Here is a 14,945-nt window from a genome sequence, read left to right as displayed (position 1 = left end):
TACCTCACCCTTCATATTTAAAGTTATTTTCCGCCGAAGCCAATAGAGGATGCTTCGAATCTTTGTCAGAAAGAACAGGTTTGTTTACAGGCCAATCGATATTAAGATCCGGATCGTTCCAGGCAATACCTCGATCATGCTCTGGCGAATAATAGGCGTCGACCTTGTAGATGATTTCAGTATCCGGAACAAGGGTACAAAAACCATGGGCGAATCCTTTGGGAACGAGGAGTTGATGATAATTTGTTTCAGACAAAATGAAACTTTGCCATAGTCCATAGGTAGGAGAACCCAGCCGAATATCAACAACCACGTCATAGATCGCTCCACTAACAACGCGGATCAATTTCGTCTGTCCCTTGGGAGACAGCTGATAATGAAGGCCTCTAATAACACCCGCTTCGCGTGACATCGAGTGATTGTCCTGAATAAAACTTTCATTAATGCCGTAATCTTGAAGGATTCGATCATTAAAACTTTCCATAAAAAATCCTCGATGGTCTTGATGCACTGCCGGTTCAATCTGCTTCACACCTTTGAGCTTTGTATCCGTGATTTTCATCTGCTGCCTCCGGTACATGTATTAGAGAAAGGTTTACCGCCAACGTCGGTCTGCCACCCCCTAATTATTTATATGTCTAATCCCAAGTTAGGATATAGGCAGCACTCTCACCAATGCAAAAATCCCGATCGTAATTACAGATCGAGATTTTACAGTGATTATAGGATCTAACCTAGTTCGATTCTTATTTTTTCCTTAACTTCTTCCAGCAGACTCAATACTTCTTCCAAACGATTCCCTTTTACGATAATCTGGCCGATTCGGTCTGTGCCAACCCTGAATTTATTTACCTTTTCTCCTAGATGGTAATCAAAGGATATCTGAATAATATTCTCATGCTTATCATTTCCATTCACAATTCCAGTAATATCCCCGTCTTTGTCGGATATCAGAAGTTCACACGCGCATGGCTGTGAAGCATGAGCAGGAAAACTCGGGTTCATATGAAGAGCAGCTTTGATCATCTGCTCATAATAATCGAATCCGTAGAAAGTAGACACCAGTTCGGGTAAGCATGTTGCTCCCGCTCTGCCTCCGATTTCAAGAACATACACATGCCCGTCTTTCAAAATAAAATCAGCATTAATTGCGCAATTATTTAATTGTAACGCTTCGATACTCTGTTTTAACTGGGATAACAGATCCTGCTGCACTTCATCAGGTAAATCGTAAGGAACATAATGACCGATGGGAACTCCAGTATCTCCATAAAAGACAAAATCTCCGTGCGGCATAATGAACTGAATCTGGTTATCATAAACAAATGCCTGTGCACCAAACTCGGTTCCTTCAATAAACTCTTCAACAATAAAAAAATCCAGTTGCGTATCCTTTCTCACCGTTTCGTATGCGTAGTCCACATGGGCGATATCCGCTACCTTTACAATACCTTTACTTGCTCCACCGTCCACAGCTTTAAAGATGAGAGGTGGCGATAATACTTCGAAAGCGCTGTAAGCTTCCTCTAAAGTTTTGACCTTTAGAAACCTGGCTGTTCTTACGCCATGTTTCATAAAAGCCTGTTTCATCTTCCATTTATTTGAAGAGAGTTGAGCGGATTCAAAACTCAATCCGCTAACTCCCAATTCATCCACTACTTTGCCAACCGACTTGACGGCTACGTCCGTGCCCGTTGTACATATTCCATGAATTCCTTCAAGACGGGCGATTTCAACTACCTTATCCATATGGGTTGTATCCTCATAATAAACCTTGTCAGCCTGGGCAAATCCCGGGTAGTTTCCATAGCGGCTCACAACAATGACGTATAACCCCATTCTTTTCGCGGTTTCGATTAATGGAAGCTGAGAGATTCCTGCACCTAGAACCAACAGTTTTCTCATGGCTTAAACTCCCTTATACGGGTTATGATCCGATCCATATCCTCTTCCGTAATATTAGGATGAATAGGAAGGGTCAGAATTCTTTTCCAGATCTCAGAAGAGATCGGCACGATGGCTTTTAAATGCAGGTAGCTAGGATGCAGGTGGCACGGATAATAATGAACTCCCGTCGCGATATTGTGTTCCTGCAAGTGGCCAATCATGCGATCTCTCGAGTTTTCTTTGCTGAATTTAACTTGGAACAAATGCCAGGAGCTATGAGCATACATTTGTTCCTGAGGAAGTTCCAGCCATTCCAAGTCATTTAATTCGGATTGGTAGTGAGCCGCTATTTCTTTACGTCTTCCGTTCAATTGGTGCAGCTTTTTTAACTGAACGAGCCCGATTGCAGCCTGCATATCATTCATATGATATTTATACCCTACGTCATCAACGAAATACTGCCATGCATACACCTTTTCATGCGACGATCGTATCCACGTATCCCGGGAAATACCAACCCACCTCTTCTCACGCAGCTTACGATTCATCCACTCTGTATTGCAGGTGATCGCCCCGCCTTCACCACTCGTCAAATTTTTGACTGCGTGAAAACTGAAGCAGGTGATATCGCTGATGGAGCCAATCTTTTTACCTTTATATTCCGCGCCGCACGCATGCGCAGCATCTTCCACTACCTTGATGCCTCTGGAATTCGCCAACTCATGGATCGTATCCATGTCGCAGGGATGCCCACCCATGTGAACGACGATAATTGCCTTCGTTTTATCCGTAATCTTCCGTTCGATATCTGCCGGAGAAATGTTCATCGTATCGGGTTCAATATCCGCAAAAACCGGCGTTGCTCCCACATAACTAACGGCATGGACAGTGGATATGAACGTGATGGAAGGAACGATTACCTCGTCACCGGGCCCAATCCCCAAAATGTCCATGGCCAGATGGAGCGCAGCCGTACCGGAGTTAAGCGCAACCGCAAAACGACTGCCGACGTACTTGGCGAATTCTTGCTCAAACTGTTCCGTTTTGGGGCCAAGACCAAGCCATCCGGACCGTAAAACATCCGACACAGCGTCAATTTCCTCTTGACCTATACTCGGTTGAAGAACAGGTATCAGCTTATGGTCCAAGTGAAACTCCCCTTTCGTTATCCCTCGTTATTCCGACATTAGAATTTGTGAGCGCCATCGTTCGGCGCAAGCTTCCACTGAAAAATTCGCCCATGCTACTTGTTCGGCATGTTCACTAATGCTCTGCCGCAGTTCCGGTTGCTCTATCAATTGGACCATAGCTTCATACCAATCATCGCTAGTACTGGAAACAATCAGACCGTTTTCCTTCCCGGTTACCCATTCTTCGTAAGCTGGAGAGGAAGTATAAATGCCCGGAATTCTACAGGCGGAATATTCACGAAATTTATTGTTGCTTTTGCAGTCATGCAGCAGCGTTCGTTCCAACGGCGCTAGCCCGATATCCCAATTTGACCGATAGAGACGCTTTAGAAAGTTTTTATAGTTCTCATCATAGGTTTCCGTAAAGACCTGTGGCTTCTCTCTGAGTTCATCAGGAACATACCCGCAGAACTCCATTTTGATTTTATCCCCGTATTTCCCAATGATTTTAATCAATGCACTGGTAACCGGTTCAAAAGCCGCTTGTTTTTTTCCGCCTTCATACCCGATTACAACTTTACCTTCTTCCTTGCGGTTCTTTTTCAACCCGGAGATAGCAGCGAAATCAACACTTCCCGGAAAATACACAATTTTTTGGGGACCGAAATGCGTATCAAGATGTTTGGCAAAAAAATCGGAAGCTACCTTTACGATTTGAGCGTTTTTCAGAAATTTAACATACGTCTTTCTTCGTGAAGAATCATGGTAATATCTTCCCATATCCGATCCCGGGGACATTGCGATAAAATGGTCATCGATCACGTACACCGTTTTTTTCCCCATCTCCCGGGCCATCTCCAGAAACTTATATGCTTCAGGCTGAACCGTTCGGAAGAAGAGCACGATATCCGCTTCAGCCAGCCTTGATCTGTCCATCTCATTATCGGATCTGACGTCAAATTCGCAGACTCCCATCTTCTGCAGATGGCGAAGCGGCTGCTCAATGCCGATTTTATAGGAAGCGATTTTATCCGATCCGATGATGAGAACGTTTATATCCCCTCTTTTCCCCATTTTCCCGCTCTCTCCCTCGATTTTACGTTTTGAATATAAATTTCTTCCAATTATCGATGCATGTCTGAAGTGCAAAATGCTGCCTAGCTGCACTTTGCGCATTCTCCTTGATTCGCTGCCGCATCGCTGGATCTTCTATCATGGCCTTGATTCCCTCATACCAATGCTCCTCGTTATGCTCAACCAGGTAGCCTGTTTCGCCCTGCTCGACCCAATGCATATAAACAGGAGACTTCGAGTATATACCCGGAATTCCGCAGGCACCGTATTCACGAAATTTTGTGTTCGTTTTCCCCTTGTTAAATGAATTGTTGGCGAGAGGCGCAATTCCGATGTTCCAGTTGCTTTGAATTAGCTTCTTCATAAATTCCTTGTATTCCATCCCCCCACCTTCATATTTAACGCTCGGATGATCCGCCAGTGAAGGAGGAAGGTAGCCGTAAAATTCCAGTCTCACAAATCCCCCGTAGTAATCCAGAATTTTGTTCAGAGCGGAAATGACGGGAACAAAATCTTCCTCTTTGTCCCCTCCTGCATAACCGATGACAACTTGCTCCTGACTCTTATCTCTCCTGTTGTGCTGATCCAGCCACTCAAAGTCGATACTGGCAGGGAAATAAATGACATGTCTGTTGTACCGCTCATGAATGTAGGTGCCGAGATCAGGTGCATCTACCTTAATGATTTGCGTATTTTTCAAAAACTTAATAAACGTCTCTCTTCGGATCGGATCGTTATAATATTCCCCTACCGAAGTCGTCGGCTGAATCTCCAAGAAATTATCATCAATAACATATACAGTTCTTTTTTTCAGCTGATGGGCCAACTCCAATAATGCATAGGCGGCTGGCTCAACATTACGAACAAATACGATCGTGTTTGCGGCAGCAATCATTTCATGGGTCACATCGGTTTCCAATTTCACATCGAATTGCAGATTCTCTTGTTTATTCAGTGCACTAAGGGGCTGAATAACACCGATTTCAAGCGAAGGTATAAGGCCTGCCGCGATAACAAGAACATCCATCTTTGGCAGCTCCGACTCGATAACGGCCACAGCGTTATGAGACCTTTTCTGGGCTTCCGCACGCCCTTGTGCAAAACCTTCCTCTTTTCCTCGCTGAAAACCATCAATACTCCCTATTTGATATGCGCTAAGACGAACAGGTGGGCGTTTTCCTTTTCCAGCTCGCTTTCGAGGCCTTGTTTTTTTTCTTAAAGCCATCTTATCCTTCTCCTTTATAAGCTTCTTGATGACCGGCCTCCATACCCTCCGCATAACCAACGTTAAATCCTTCATTATACGCTTTATCAAACCCCGCATCATAGGATTGATTATAGTCGACTGCATTTTGAACCGGAGCTATTCTTCCCGGCCCCCTCCTTCTCTTTCCTCCAGAAGCTCTATTTATCCCCTTACCTCTTAAGCCTTTTCCACGGATACCTTTTCTTTTCAATCGCAGCGATACACCGCTATTTTTTCTCCGTGCTCTCATCCATCTCACCCTCTGCTCTTAATTAAATGTTATCTGCCTTAATTACCGGAGGAGAAATAATCGGAACTTCCTCCCCATATTTCTGAACCTCTTGCTCGTTCACTAACAATGGCTCGTAAGAATCAAGGTGCCAAGCGGCAACCGCGAGCCGATTCATGAATCGTTGCAGTCCCTTCCCCTTGTACTGATAAACACTGCCATTCCTAAGCTTGATCAGCCTCCCTTCTTGCTCCCATGAATCCGATGAAAAATATGCAGCCATCATACGATGAATGGCATCCTCCGCAGAAATACCATCCCCAAGCGGCCAGCAACGCAGATCAACCTGTGAAACTCGGACTGGCTGAATTCCGCTGGCACCATGAATCGGATACCTGACCCCATTCTCTATCCAATACGTTTTCGAATTGGCGCCTCTCACGAAGATACATGTCGGATACAAATCAATGGTACGCAGCTTCATGCCGCTGTTCATGTTTTGCTGCCACTTCAGGGACAACATATCATGGGGATCTCCCCATTTACTGGAGTAGAAAGTAAGATTATTTGCATACACTTGTTCGAATTTGGAATTTAACGACTTCATACTGACGCTGCCGTAATGATGAATAAACGTATCCTTTGCTATAACTAGCTGCATGCCAAGAAGCCGGGCACGCAGCCCATAATCGTCGTCTTCACAGTTTCCAATCTCAAAACCTTCGTCAAAAAAACCCAATCGGTTAAAGTCATCTCGCCGAAACAACATGCAAAAACCTGTCAATCGTTCTGTCACGTTCCAGCTGTGCGCATTAGATTGATTGTATGATTTGGAAAATTGCTGCATATCCGCTATATCCTGGTAGCTCACATGAATCAGTTGATCTCCACTGATATAATTTGTCACCGGCCCGACAATTCCGAACCGTGAGTCGCTTTGCAAACAGTTGAGCAAATTCGAGAGCCAGTTCGTCGTTACAACGGAGTCATTATTTAAGATCATCAACGTTGTTCCTTTTGCCATCATAAGTCCCTGATTGACAGCACCTGCAAAGCCTAAATTGTCTTCATTGATTTGAAAGCGGAGTCCTTGGGAAGATTTGAGGAATTCTGCTGTGCCGTCATCAGATGCATTATCAATAATAATGAGTTCATACGGCGCATCAGTATAGTGGAGGATACTTTCAATGCATTCTTTTAAATAGTTAAGCTGATTATAAGTCGGCACAATGATACTTGTGCCTTCGAAGAGATTTGCGAATTGGGTTATTCCCATATGCCGCCCCCGGCTGTATCCATCCTTGTAGCCGGAATTGAACCCTTTGTTAAATCCGTCGTTGTAACCATTTCTTTTATGATTGCTCACCTGATTCATAAGGTTGACTCTCCATTGGTTAATGAATCAGCCAAATGCCCGAAATCAATGGCAACTTTCCCGAGCTCTGAGGCTATGCGCTCTGTAATGATAACAGCCGGAATGCCGGCACCCACAAGTGCGATGTCGAATGGATGACCTCGAATTTCATCCATTGTTCTAGGAATATCATGCATTCCTTCCACGGGAGCAACCGTGCCGGTCACCTTGATTCCGCGATCTGACAACACCCGTGAAAGACCAGGAGCGGAATTGCCCACAACGAGAACTCGGCGTCCTGCAAGGATCCCAGGCAACAAACCTTCCAAATGCAATGCATAGTTGACCGTCGATAACGTTAGCTGTAACTTTCGATAATCGATGCCGTGAGCTTTAAGAACGGAAAAGCACAGAGGTTGGAAGTTTGGCAATCTTAATTTGGGAATTCCAACAATATCTGCATTTCTCACAGAGGCTGCCAGCAGATCCCTTGCTATTAGATCGGGTAAACTAACACCGGCGTAGCTTAAAAAATGTCCTTCTTTCCGCACTTCATCCTCGTTCAAAACCATTTCCTGCGCAAGCGTAAGCAATTCTCCATCCCCTAAACGGATAACAGACAACGGGGAACTTGAGTCTAAAGCTTCTTTAATCCTTCCCGCAACTTCCGCCGCGCTCATAAGACGATAATACTGAGAACTCAGTTGCTTCATACCTTCTTCAATAATCTGGCGAACTGAAATTTCAGGGAGAACCTCGAGCTCCGGTAGAATCGAGTCCACAATACCTTCTCCTCCATCATATAATCCCTTCGCGTACCCCTCTCCCGAGCTTGGTTTGACCTTCGTTTCGGGTACGGAATGCTGCTGCGACCTCATCATTGCCTCGTCATAGCCGGTATCAAAACCTTCATTAAAAGAAGCTGCAGCTTGCTCCAGCAATTTCTGGGTGCACTCGTTTGGTGCATGGGATTTTGTTCTTTGAAGAGTAAATTTCCGCCTATCGCGTCTCTTTACCAGCCTTTTTCTTTTTTTTTCTAAGCGCTGCCGTATGATGATCACCCCATCTTACGCACAATATATTCTTTAGAACTCATTCGGAAACGGGTATAACAATCCATTTTGACCTGACAGCTAGGGGAAAATAGTACGAAGCATCAAATCCAATCGTTTATGATAGGTATGATCCTTTCTTGTTCTCATCAAGCCGTTCAACGCAATTCGCTGTCTCTCTTCCTCATGACGCAAATAATAGTCGATTTTATCCATCAATTCACCATAAGAACCATAGGTCTCTATCTCCGTTCCAGGGGAATATAACTGATCCATATCATGGCGGATATCCGATAACTGAAGCGTGCCACAGCCGGATATTTCAAATGTGCGGGGATTGACGGAAAGCGCCTGTACTTTTCTACTGTTGGCGTTGATCGTATCATCATCTGATGAACGATGCTGGTTGATAACAATTTTGGCACCATTATAATAGGTTGCTGTATCCTCTGGCGTCATCCAATCCCCGAGCTTGATCTTGTCAGACAGCTGGGCGTAATGCTTCATCCGGTCCCACCACCATCCGGAGATAACAACTTTTTTATTTTTTAGTACCGGGGCTAGATGATCCATTAACTCCACTCTGTTCCAATAAGCTGTTCCAATAAAACAGATATCGGTTTGATACGAGGTAGGCACATGCTTCGGGTAAAATACGTTAGGATTAACTGCAAAAGGCAAATGATAGACGTGTTCACAACCTAAATCGCGATAAAAAGATACGCAGTTTGATTCAAGCGTAAAGATATAATCGTAACGGGGAGCGATCGAAACCGTCCAGTCCGTATAATACGGATCGTCAGTAAACCAAATGGCCGTTTTAAATCCGCTATCCCGGAGCGCTTTGAGCGTATCGGCTTCCAAAACAACCCCGTTCAAGGCAAGAATCAGATCCGGCTGAAATTTCTTAGCCAATAGAACGATGTCTTCTGAAGGATTTGCAACCGAAAGACTTCGAACCAGTCCCTTTAAAGCGTCTGTCACCGCTTGATCAAGCGCAGGATACGGAACGCCAATGCCTGCAGTGACATAGAGAATTCGGAGATCCCGGATCGGCACCTCTTCCTTAGGCAAGGATCTGATAAATGCATCGGAAAAACCAATCCGGTACCCCTCTCTCCGCCCTTCTGTAAAACCGTTTCTGTATCCTTCCATGTGAGCGGATTGTTTCTCTTCCTGAAGCAGCAAATGATCATTCATTATTCTCATGCAGTCATGCCTCCGGACTTATACATTCCAAAAATTGAGTTCTCTACAATCGGCCACTGGCTTGGTATAAGGACTGGAAGGTTCCTGCATCCGTCCACCACCCTTCCAAAATGTCGTAGGCAAGTTTCCCCTTCGACGCGTACACATTGTTAACGTCTGTTATCTCCAATTCACCTCGTGCCGATGGTTTAATGACTCGGATCGTTTCAAACACAGTCGAATCATACATATATATACCGGTTACACAATAATCAGATTTGGGTTCCTCCGGTTTCTCTTCAATCATTACTATTTTATCTTTCTCCAAGACTGGAACCCCGTATCGCTTCGGATCATGAACCTTCTTTAGAAGTACACGCGCTCCATCGGTTTGTTTTTCAAAATCTCGAACATAAGTTGTTAGATGATCTTCAAACAGATTATCCCCAAGAAGGACAACGAACTTTTCGCCTGGTGTTACGAACGGTTCAGCCAGGTATAAAGCTTGGGCAATACCCCCGGCTTCTTCCTGGACTTTAAATGTGGCACTTACTCCCCACTCTTTTCCACTGCCGATCAGGTCTATATATAAACCCGCAGATTGCTTGCCGATCACAATGAGAATATCTTCAATACCCGCTTTTTTGAATTTCTCTATACCGTGACATATCATCGGAACTTTCCCGACAGGCAGCAGATGTTTATTTATGACTTTTGTCAATGGATAAAGACGGGTGCCCGTACCTCCTGCCAGAATGACGCCTTTCATATAACCCTTCCTTTCGCAAACTATATAATTATACATAGATCGTTGGATCGACGCCCCATTTATCAATGAATTTTTGTCTGTTTGTATCAACAAGATCCTTCACTTTACTCATGTCCTGCTTGGCAAAGCTGGCACTTCCATGATGAAAAACAAAGACATCTCCAGCTATCCTGAACGTATATCCCGCATTCCTGGCCCGGTGACAATAATCATCGTCTTCAAAATGACCCGGTGAATAACGTTCGTCCAGCAGTCCGATGCGGTCCATTAACTCCCGTTTGAACAAGAAGCACATCCCTACGATTCGTTCCACCTGATGCCACTTTTTCGCATCCGGCTCATTCAGCTGACTCGACATTTCTTCCAAACTGGTATAAGGCATATCGATCTGTTGTTTGCCGCTTGCATAGTTGGTAAGTGGTCCGACGATACCGATATTGGTTTCGCTGTTCAAACAATTCAACATATTCTGTAACCAGTTGCGGGTGACGATGACATCATTATTCAGCAGAAGTATCGTATCGCCGGTTGCAATTTTTAATCCCTTGTTGCATGCTGCGGGAAATCCAACGTTATTTGCCAATGAAATGAAGGTAATCCCTTCTTGACGGCAAATATCAACGGTACCGTCGGAGGAACCATTATCCACAACAATGATCTCATAGGGTTCTTCCGTATGACGTTTAATGGAATAAATACAATCCTTCAGCAGGTCCTTTCCATTAAAAGTCGGAATAATGATACTTGTTTTTTGCATAGCTTCCACCTTCTAAACCTTGGTTAGCTGCCTTTGTCTTATCTGATCCGAAAAAGATAGCCGTGATCCCTTTAAATCGAATGCCGTTTTTAGAGCTTCGATGTGGTCTCCAATGATCAAATCGGAAACCGCATTCTGTAGTCCGACATTTCGAGCCCGGAGCCGATTTTTTGTAATAACGTCGACACTGGCCGGTGCGTTTATTTTTAAACCCTTTTCAAGGGCGATGACTTGCGCTTTCGGGGGAACGGATAAATTGGCGTACCCGATGATCTGCGCTGCTTCTTTCTTGATCGCGTGAGGCACCGCCGTAAGCGAATTAGCTTCGAGATCCGCCCTGCCCATGGATCGGTTAATAAACTCCTTAACTATGGTTACGTAGTCTCTTTCGGAAAACATCCCGATCAATGGAGAAATATCATTTAAGGCAATATCGCTACCCTGTTCAATGGCATCGATGAACGGTACGAGATGCTCGGCTAATATCGGAACATCTCCATCAAGAAACAGCAGAATGTCAGAATCGGCTAACTTCGCCCCAACCGCTCTGCCAACATCGTGTCCCAAAGCTTGTTTATAGTGCACAACAATCGCTTTCGATTGGTTACGGATCATTTCAAAGCTTTCATCGGTTGATCCGTTCACCACAAAAATGATCTCATGAAGCGGCAGCCGATGAAGCTGTTCCAGCAATTGTAAAATCGTATCTTTCTCGTTCATTACCAAGACGATCGCCGCTACTCTTTTGTCCGTTGGCAGGAGTACAGCATTTCCTAAATAGATTCCAGAATGCTTACGGTATCCTTCCACAAATTTAGACGCCGCCGCGTGGTAAATCGTCCATGGTAGCGGCCTAACTGAATGGTACCAACGGTTCCAACTCTCATTCAATTTGATATGGGGGTCAGTATCTTCACGCTCACTATCTCGATTTGCATGCGTATCCGTCGTTATTGAAACTTCATGGACTGCTTGTTGGTAACCGACTGTGTAAGCTTTCTCTTTCCAATAGTCGATGACTCCGTTTGAAATCAGACGATTCTTGAATATGCGAGCCCCTAATTTATGGCGGCTGCGTTTTTTCTTGGTAATTGTTCTTTTATTTATTGGCTTCATTGCTCTTCTAAAAGAATATGAGGCTGGTATCACAACTCGTCTCTGCTTTCTTCGCACCATTCCATCACCACACGCTTTCTCTTTTTCGTGTGAGATCTGACCGATTTCCCCGCATGCCGGATTTAGAGATCAACCAATCTATAGCCTCCAAATGATCCCCAACGATCAAGGTTTCAAGGGGATCATTTCCTTTGGTTCTTCCCCTTCTGGGGTTTCTTTTTCCCACATCCACGTAATGGACCCCTCGTACCTTCAAGCCATTATAAATGGCCATTGCCTGAGCTTTCGGGGGGACAGCCAAATTGTCGATACCAATCAGATTTATTGCTTTACGGCTCATTGCATGTGGAATCGTTGTTAAAGAAGCTCCTTTCAATTCGGGATTGGAGACCAAAATGTTTAACGTATGCTTGGCGAGGATAACGCTGTGAACGCGATGCTTGTCGGTTGGACCCAAATACTTGTTCAAAGCTACATCCACACCATCTTCCACAGCTTTCGTTAAAGGCGTCAAATCACTTGCTTTAATAACAATGTCTGCATCGGTAAACAGCAAGATGTCTCCTCTAGCCGCTGCAGCGCCGATACTTCGTCCCACATCATGACCGAGCGGAAAGGGCAGGTGAATCACCCTCGCTCCGATGCTTTGAGCAATTTCTGCTGTACCGTCCGTTGAACCATTGGCAACAACGATAACCTCCGTGTCGGGGTGCACTTGATCGGCTTGCCGAATGACTGCCGCAATGGTCTTCGACTCGTTCATGGCAGGAATGATGACGGATACCCTCGGAAGCTCCGCATTTTTGATCGGGGACAGGGATCTTCTCCTCTTTTTTCTGTTAACGGGACTCGCAGGACTTCGTTTCAACATGTTTCTCACCTGCCAAGTTTGGATTAAGAAGACTTCCCCCTCATTTTATGTATAGGTTTTTTTACTGTAACGGCACTCGTACCTGATAGCGAAATTAATTGGGTTGAATGTATGGACCAATAAACATACCAACTCTATCTACATAGAATAAACTAAAGCATTCAAAAGAAAGGAAGTGAAGACAATCAGAACATTCCGGGCATTATTACTAGGAAGAAATGAGGTTCCACCTGTTAGAACGAGAGCCACAGGTAATATCGTATTTCAGCTCAACAGCACAGGTACCGAGCTAAGATTCAGACTTGTTATCCGAAACATCAACCGTGTGACGCAAGCTCATATCCATCTTGGAAGAGTAGGACAAAACGGCCCCATTGTCGCCTTCTTGTTCGGTCCTTCAAAATTCGGTATCACCGTAAGACGCGGAGTCGTTCAGGGTGTGTTGACGAACCAGGATTTGGTCGGTCCTCTGCAAGGCAGAACGATTCGAGACCTGATTCGTGAATTCGAGCGTGGTAATGCTTATGTTAATGTTCACACAATCCAAAATCCGGATGGGGAAATTCGCGGCCAGGTTCGCCGATAGAAGCACATCATCATATGGTAATATACGTTTTATGAACGTAAAACCCTCCAACTGTGCATAGTTCGGAGGGTTTTACACGTGGTCGGCGTCACCCTACTAGAGACACCTTTCTATTATATTTGAACCTTTCGCATGGTTATCAGAAAGCGCTCCTTCAAAGCGTAAAATCTATCTTACGTCAACAACACACTTAGCGCCGGCATCAACCTTAACGTAGGTACAGGGCACCCTGGTTTGGAGGAACAGGGTGCGATTTAATGAGATGGAGTTTAATCAAAATTATGGACTGGTCATTGCTGGCAATGAAAATACTGCTTTCGGGAACCGCTTCACAGGCAACCAGCCGACTCAGATTTCCATAACGGGTCAGGATAATAACCTGTTCTAATCCTTTTTCAAACTTGCCTGTTCTCAACGCATGTGTTGGGAACAGGCACTTTTTTTGCACTGATATTTACCACGTGCATTATCCGTTCGAGAACGATCCACGTCTTGGCTGTAGGAACGTAGGCTTTAACCTATCAGTTCTTTCAACCTCTCAAAAATGTGCATTTTATCTCATTCATCTGCCTTAACATAACTTTCATCCATTGCATTAACTGTTACTAGATTAAGAATACAAAACCTTAATCAATTCTATATAAGGAGGTAGACGTGATGGCCATTATTTCGGTCTTCCCTTCACCTACAGGGACGCCAATTGCAACTGCGGTAGCTTCAGCTGTCGCTGGTGATGTCGTATTGGTTAATGATGGAACGTATCCAGAGCCGGCGGTGACTGTAGCGACTTCCAACGTAAAAGTTATAGCTAAAAATGAAGGTTCGGCGATACGCCAAGGACTCAACGCTGCGGCAAGTGCGTTCATTGTCACGGCAGCTACGGGGGTTGAAATTAACGGATTTAAGATTCAAAACTACACGGCCGATGCGATTGATGTTACCGCTGGTACCAATCACCGCATTATTGGCAATACCATTAACAACACGCTTGGTATTGGCATTGATTTAGCTGCCGGTACCGGTCATGTAGCGTGGAGAAACAGTGTTCAAGACGCAGGCGGCGCTGCAGGAATCAACGTAGTAAGCACCGACAGCTGGATCGTACAGAATGTATCCTTCAGCAATACAAGTGTGGGTATTTTGTTGGCCGGCGCCAATAATGCGGCTATCGGTAATACTGTCTCGCAAAACGGCACGATCGGCATCTCCAGCACCGCAGCGAACAATCTGTTATTCGGCAACACGGTCTCGCAAAACGGAACAAGCGGAATCACCGTTGCAGCAGCAAACAACGTACTGATACGCAACAACGCGGAAAATAATACAGGGATCGGCGTTTCGATCACAACCGGGGATAACGGTTATCTTGGAGCCAACGATTCCGATGGTAACACTCAAACCGGTATCGCAATTGCCACGGATTTTAACAGCGTGGAATTCAACGAGATGGAGCTCAACCAGAATTTTGGACTCCTCATTTCTGGCGATGAAAACACCGCATTCGGAAATCGGTTCACCGGTAACACGCCGACTCAAATCTCCGTAACAGGTACCGATAATAACTTGTTCTAAATTCCTTGTTTCATGTATGGCTTTTTCGCTTGCTCTCCTCTTTCGTGATGAGGGCAAGCACTTATTTTACAACTGAGTTACCCGCAAGGGCATCCAGTAAACATTGTTGATTGG

General features: G+C 44.9%; 16 protein-coding genes. 3 read left to right on the top strand and 13 right to left on the bottom strand.

Annotated features, from left to right (window positions below; genetic code table 11):
• Positions 1-4: 4 nt before the first annotated feature.
• The 13 genes from rfbC to CRG97_RS07535 all read right to left on the bottom strand — a co-directional run bounded on the left by rfbC (position 5) and on the right by CRG97_RS07535 (position 12,673).
• Positions 5-562 carry a dTDP-4-dehydrorhamnose 3,5-epimerase gene (gene rfbC / locus CRG97_RS07595; RefSeq protein ID WP_098742494.1) on the bottom strand — a complete coding sequence of 186 codons (558 nt, stop codon included), beginning with the start codon at positions 560-562 and terminating at the stop codon, positions 5-7.
• A gap of 167 nt (positions 563-729) precedes the next feature.
• Positions 730-1,905, bottom strand: coding sequence for an ATP-grasp domain-containing protein (locus CRG97_RS07590; protein ID WP_098742493.1), 1,176 nt, complete (start codon positions 1,903-1,905; stop codon positions 730-732).
• On the bottom strand, positions 1,902-3,035 hold the full coding sequence (locus tag CRG97_RS07585; protein WP_098742492.1) for a DegT/DnrJ/EryC1/StrS family aminotransferase: 1,134 nt from the start codon (positions 3,033-3,035) through the stop codon (positions 1,902-1,904). The genes CRG97_RS07590 and CRG97_RS07585 overlap by 4 nt, the downstream gene beginning before the upstream one ends.
• A 27-nt stretch (positions 3,036-3,062) precedes the next feature.
• Entirely contained in the window at positions 3,063-4,091 is a 1,029-nt protein-coding gene (locus CRG97_RS07580; protein WP_098742491.1) for a glycosyltransferase family protein, read from the bottom strand.
• Positions 4,092-4,113: 22 nt separating this feature from the next.
• A complete protein-coding gene (locus tag CRG97_RS07575; RefSeq protein ID WP_098742490.1) occupies positions 4,114-5,316 on the bottom strand; it encodes a glycosyltransferase in 1,203 nt (400 codons plus the stop codon).
• A gap of 1 nt (position 5,317) precedes the next feature.
• Entirely contained in the window at positions 5,318-5,587 is a 270-nt protein-coding gene (locus CRG97_RS07570) for a hypothetical protein (protein ID WP_098742489.1), read from the bottom strand.
• 22 nt (positions 5,588-5,609) lie between these two features.
• Positions 5,610-6,941: a glycosyltransferase family 2 protein gene (locus tag CRG97_RS07565; protein WP_098742488.1), complete on the bottom strand. Its 1,332-nt coding sequence runs from the start codon at positions 6,939-6,941 to the stop codon at positions 5,610-5,612.
• The gene (locus CRG97_RS07560; RefSeq protein ID WP_237566334.1) at positions 6,938-7,861 is read right to left on the bottom strand and encodes a GT-D fold domain-containing protein; all 924 of its coding nucleotides are present in this window, start codon (positions 7,859-7,861) and stop codon (positions 6,938-6,940) included. Before CRG97_RS07560 ends, CRG97_RS07565 begins: the two co-directional genes overlap by 4 nt.
• Positions 7,862-8,053: 192 nt before the next feature.
• Positions 8,054-9,181 (bottom strand): CgeB family protein, encoded by a 1,128-nt coding sequence (locus tag CRG97_RS07555; protein WP_098742487.1) that lies wholly within the window; start codon positions 9,179-9,181, stop codon positions 8,054-8,056.
• A 43-nt stretch (positions 9,182-9,224) separates the two neighbouring features.
• On the bottom strand, positions 9,225-9,929 hold the full coding sequence (locus tag CRG97_RS07550) for a sugar phosphate nucleotidyltransferase (protein WP_098742486.1): 705 nt from the start codon (positions 9,927-9,929) through the stop codon (positions 9,225-9,227).
• A 28-nt stretch (positions 9,930-9,957) separates the two neighbouring features.
• Positions 9,958-10,686, bottom strand: coding sequence for a glycosyltransferase family 2 protein (locus CRG97_RS07545; RefSeq protein WP_098742485.1), 729 nt, complete (start codon positions 10,684-10,686; stop codon positions 9,958-9,960).
• A gap of 12 nt (positions 10,687-10,698) precedes the next feature.
• Complete coding sequence (locus tag CRG97_RS07540) at positions 10,699-11,862, bottom strand: glycosyltransferase family 2 protein (protein ID WP_237566333.1); 1,164 nt, start codon at positions 11,860-11,862, stop codon at positions 10,699-10,701.
• 4 nt (positions 11,863-11,866) lie between these two features.
• The gene (locus CRG97_RS07535) at positions 11,867-12,673 is read right to left on the bottom strand and encodes a glycosyltransferase family 2 protein (protein WP_098742483.1); all 807 of its coding nucleotides are present in this window, start codon (positions 12,671-12,673) and stop codon (positions 11,867-11,869) included.
• Positions 12,674-12,857: 184 nt separating this feature from the next.
• Here CRG97_RS07535 and CRG97_RS07530 point away from each other — a divergent pair, with 184 nt between their 5' ends.
• The 3 genes from CRG97_RS07530 to CRG97_RS07525 all read left to right on the top strand — a co-directional run bounded on the left by CRG97_RS07530 (position 12,858) and on the right by CRG97_RS07525 (position 14,831).
• Complete coding sequence (locus CRG97_RS07530; RefSeq protein WP_098742569.1) at positions 12,858-13,259, top strand: CHRD domain-containing protein; 402 nt, start codon at positions 12,858-12,860, stop codon at positions 13,257-13,259.
• A 247-nt stretch (positions 13,260-13,506) separates the two neighbouring features.
• On the top strand, positions 13,507-13,647 hold the full coding sequence (locus CRG97_RS33210; RefSeq protein WP_202618885.1) for a hypothetical protein: 141 nt from the start codon (positions 13,507-13,509) through the stop codon (positions 13,645-13,647).
• A gap of 269 nt (positions 13,648-13,916) precedes the next feature.
• The gene (locus tag CRG97_RS07525) at positions 13,917-14,831 is read left to right on the top strand and encodes a right-handed parallel beta-helix repeat-containing protein (RefSeq protein WP_098742482.1); all 915 of its coding nucleotides are present in this window, start codon (positions 13,917-13,919) and stop codon (positions 14,829-14,831) included.
• Positions 14,832-14,945: the final 114 nt, after the last annotated feature.

It is taken from the genome of Paenibacillus sp. EZ-K15 (assembly GCF_002573715.1).
Taxonomy (GTDB): Bacteria; Bacillota; Bacilli; order Paenibacillales; family Paenibacillaceae; genus Paenibacillus_AQ.
Note: the sequence above shows the minus strand (reverse complement) of the source record. Positions and strands in the feature narration are given on the sequence as shown.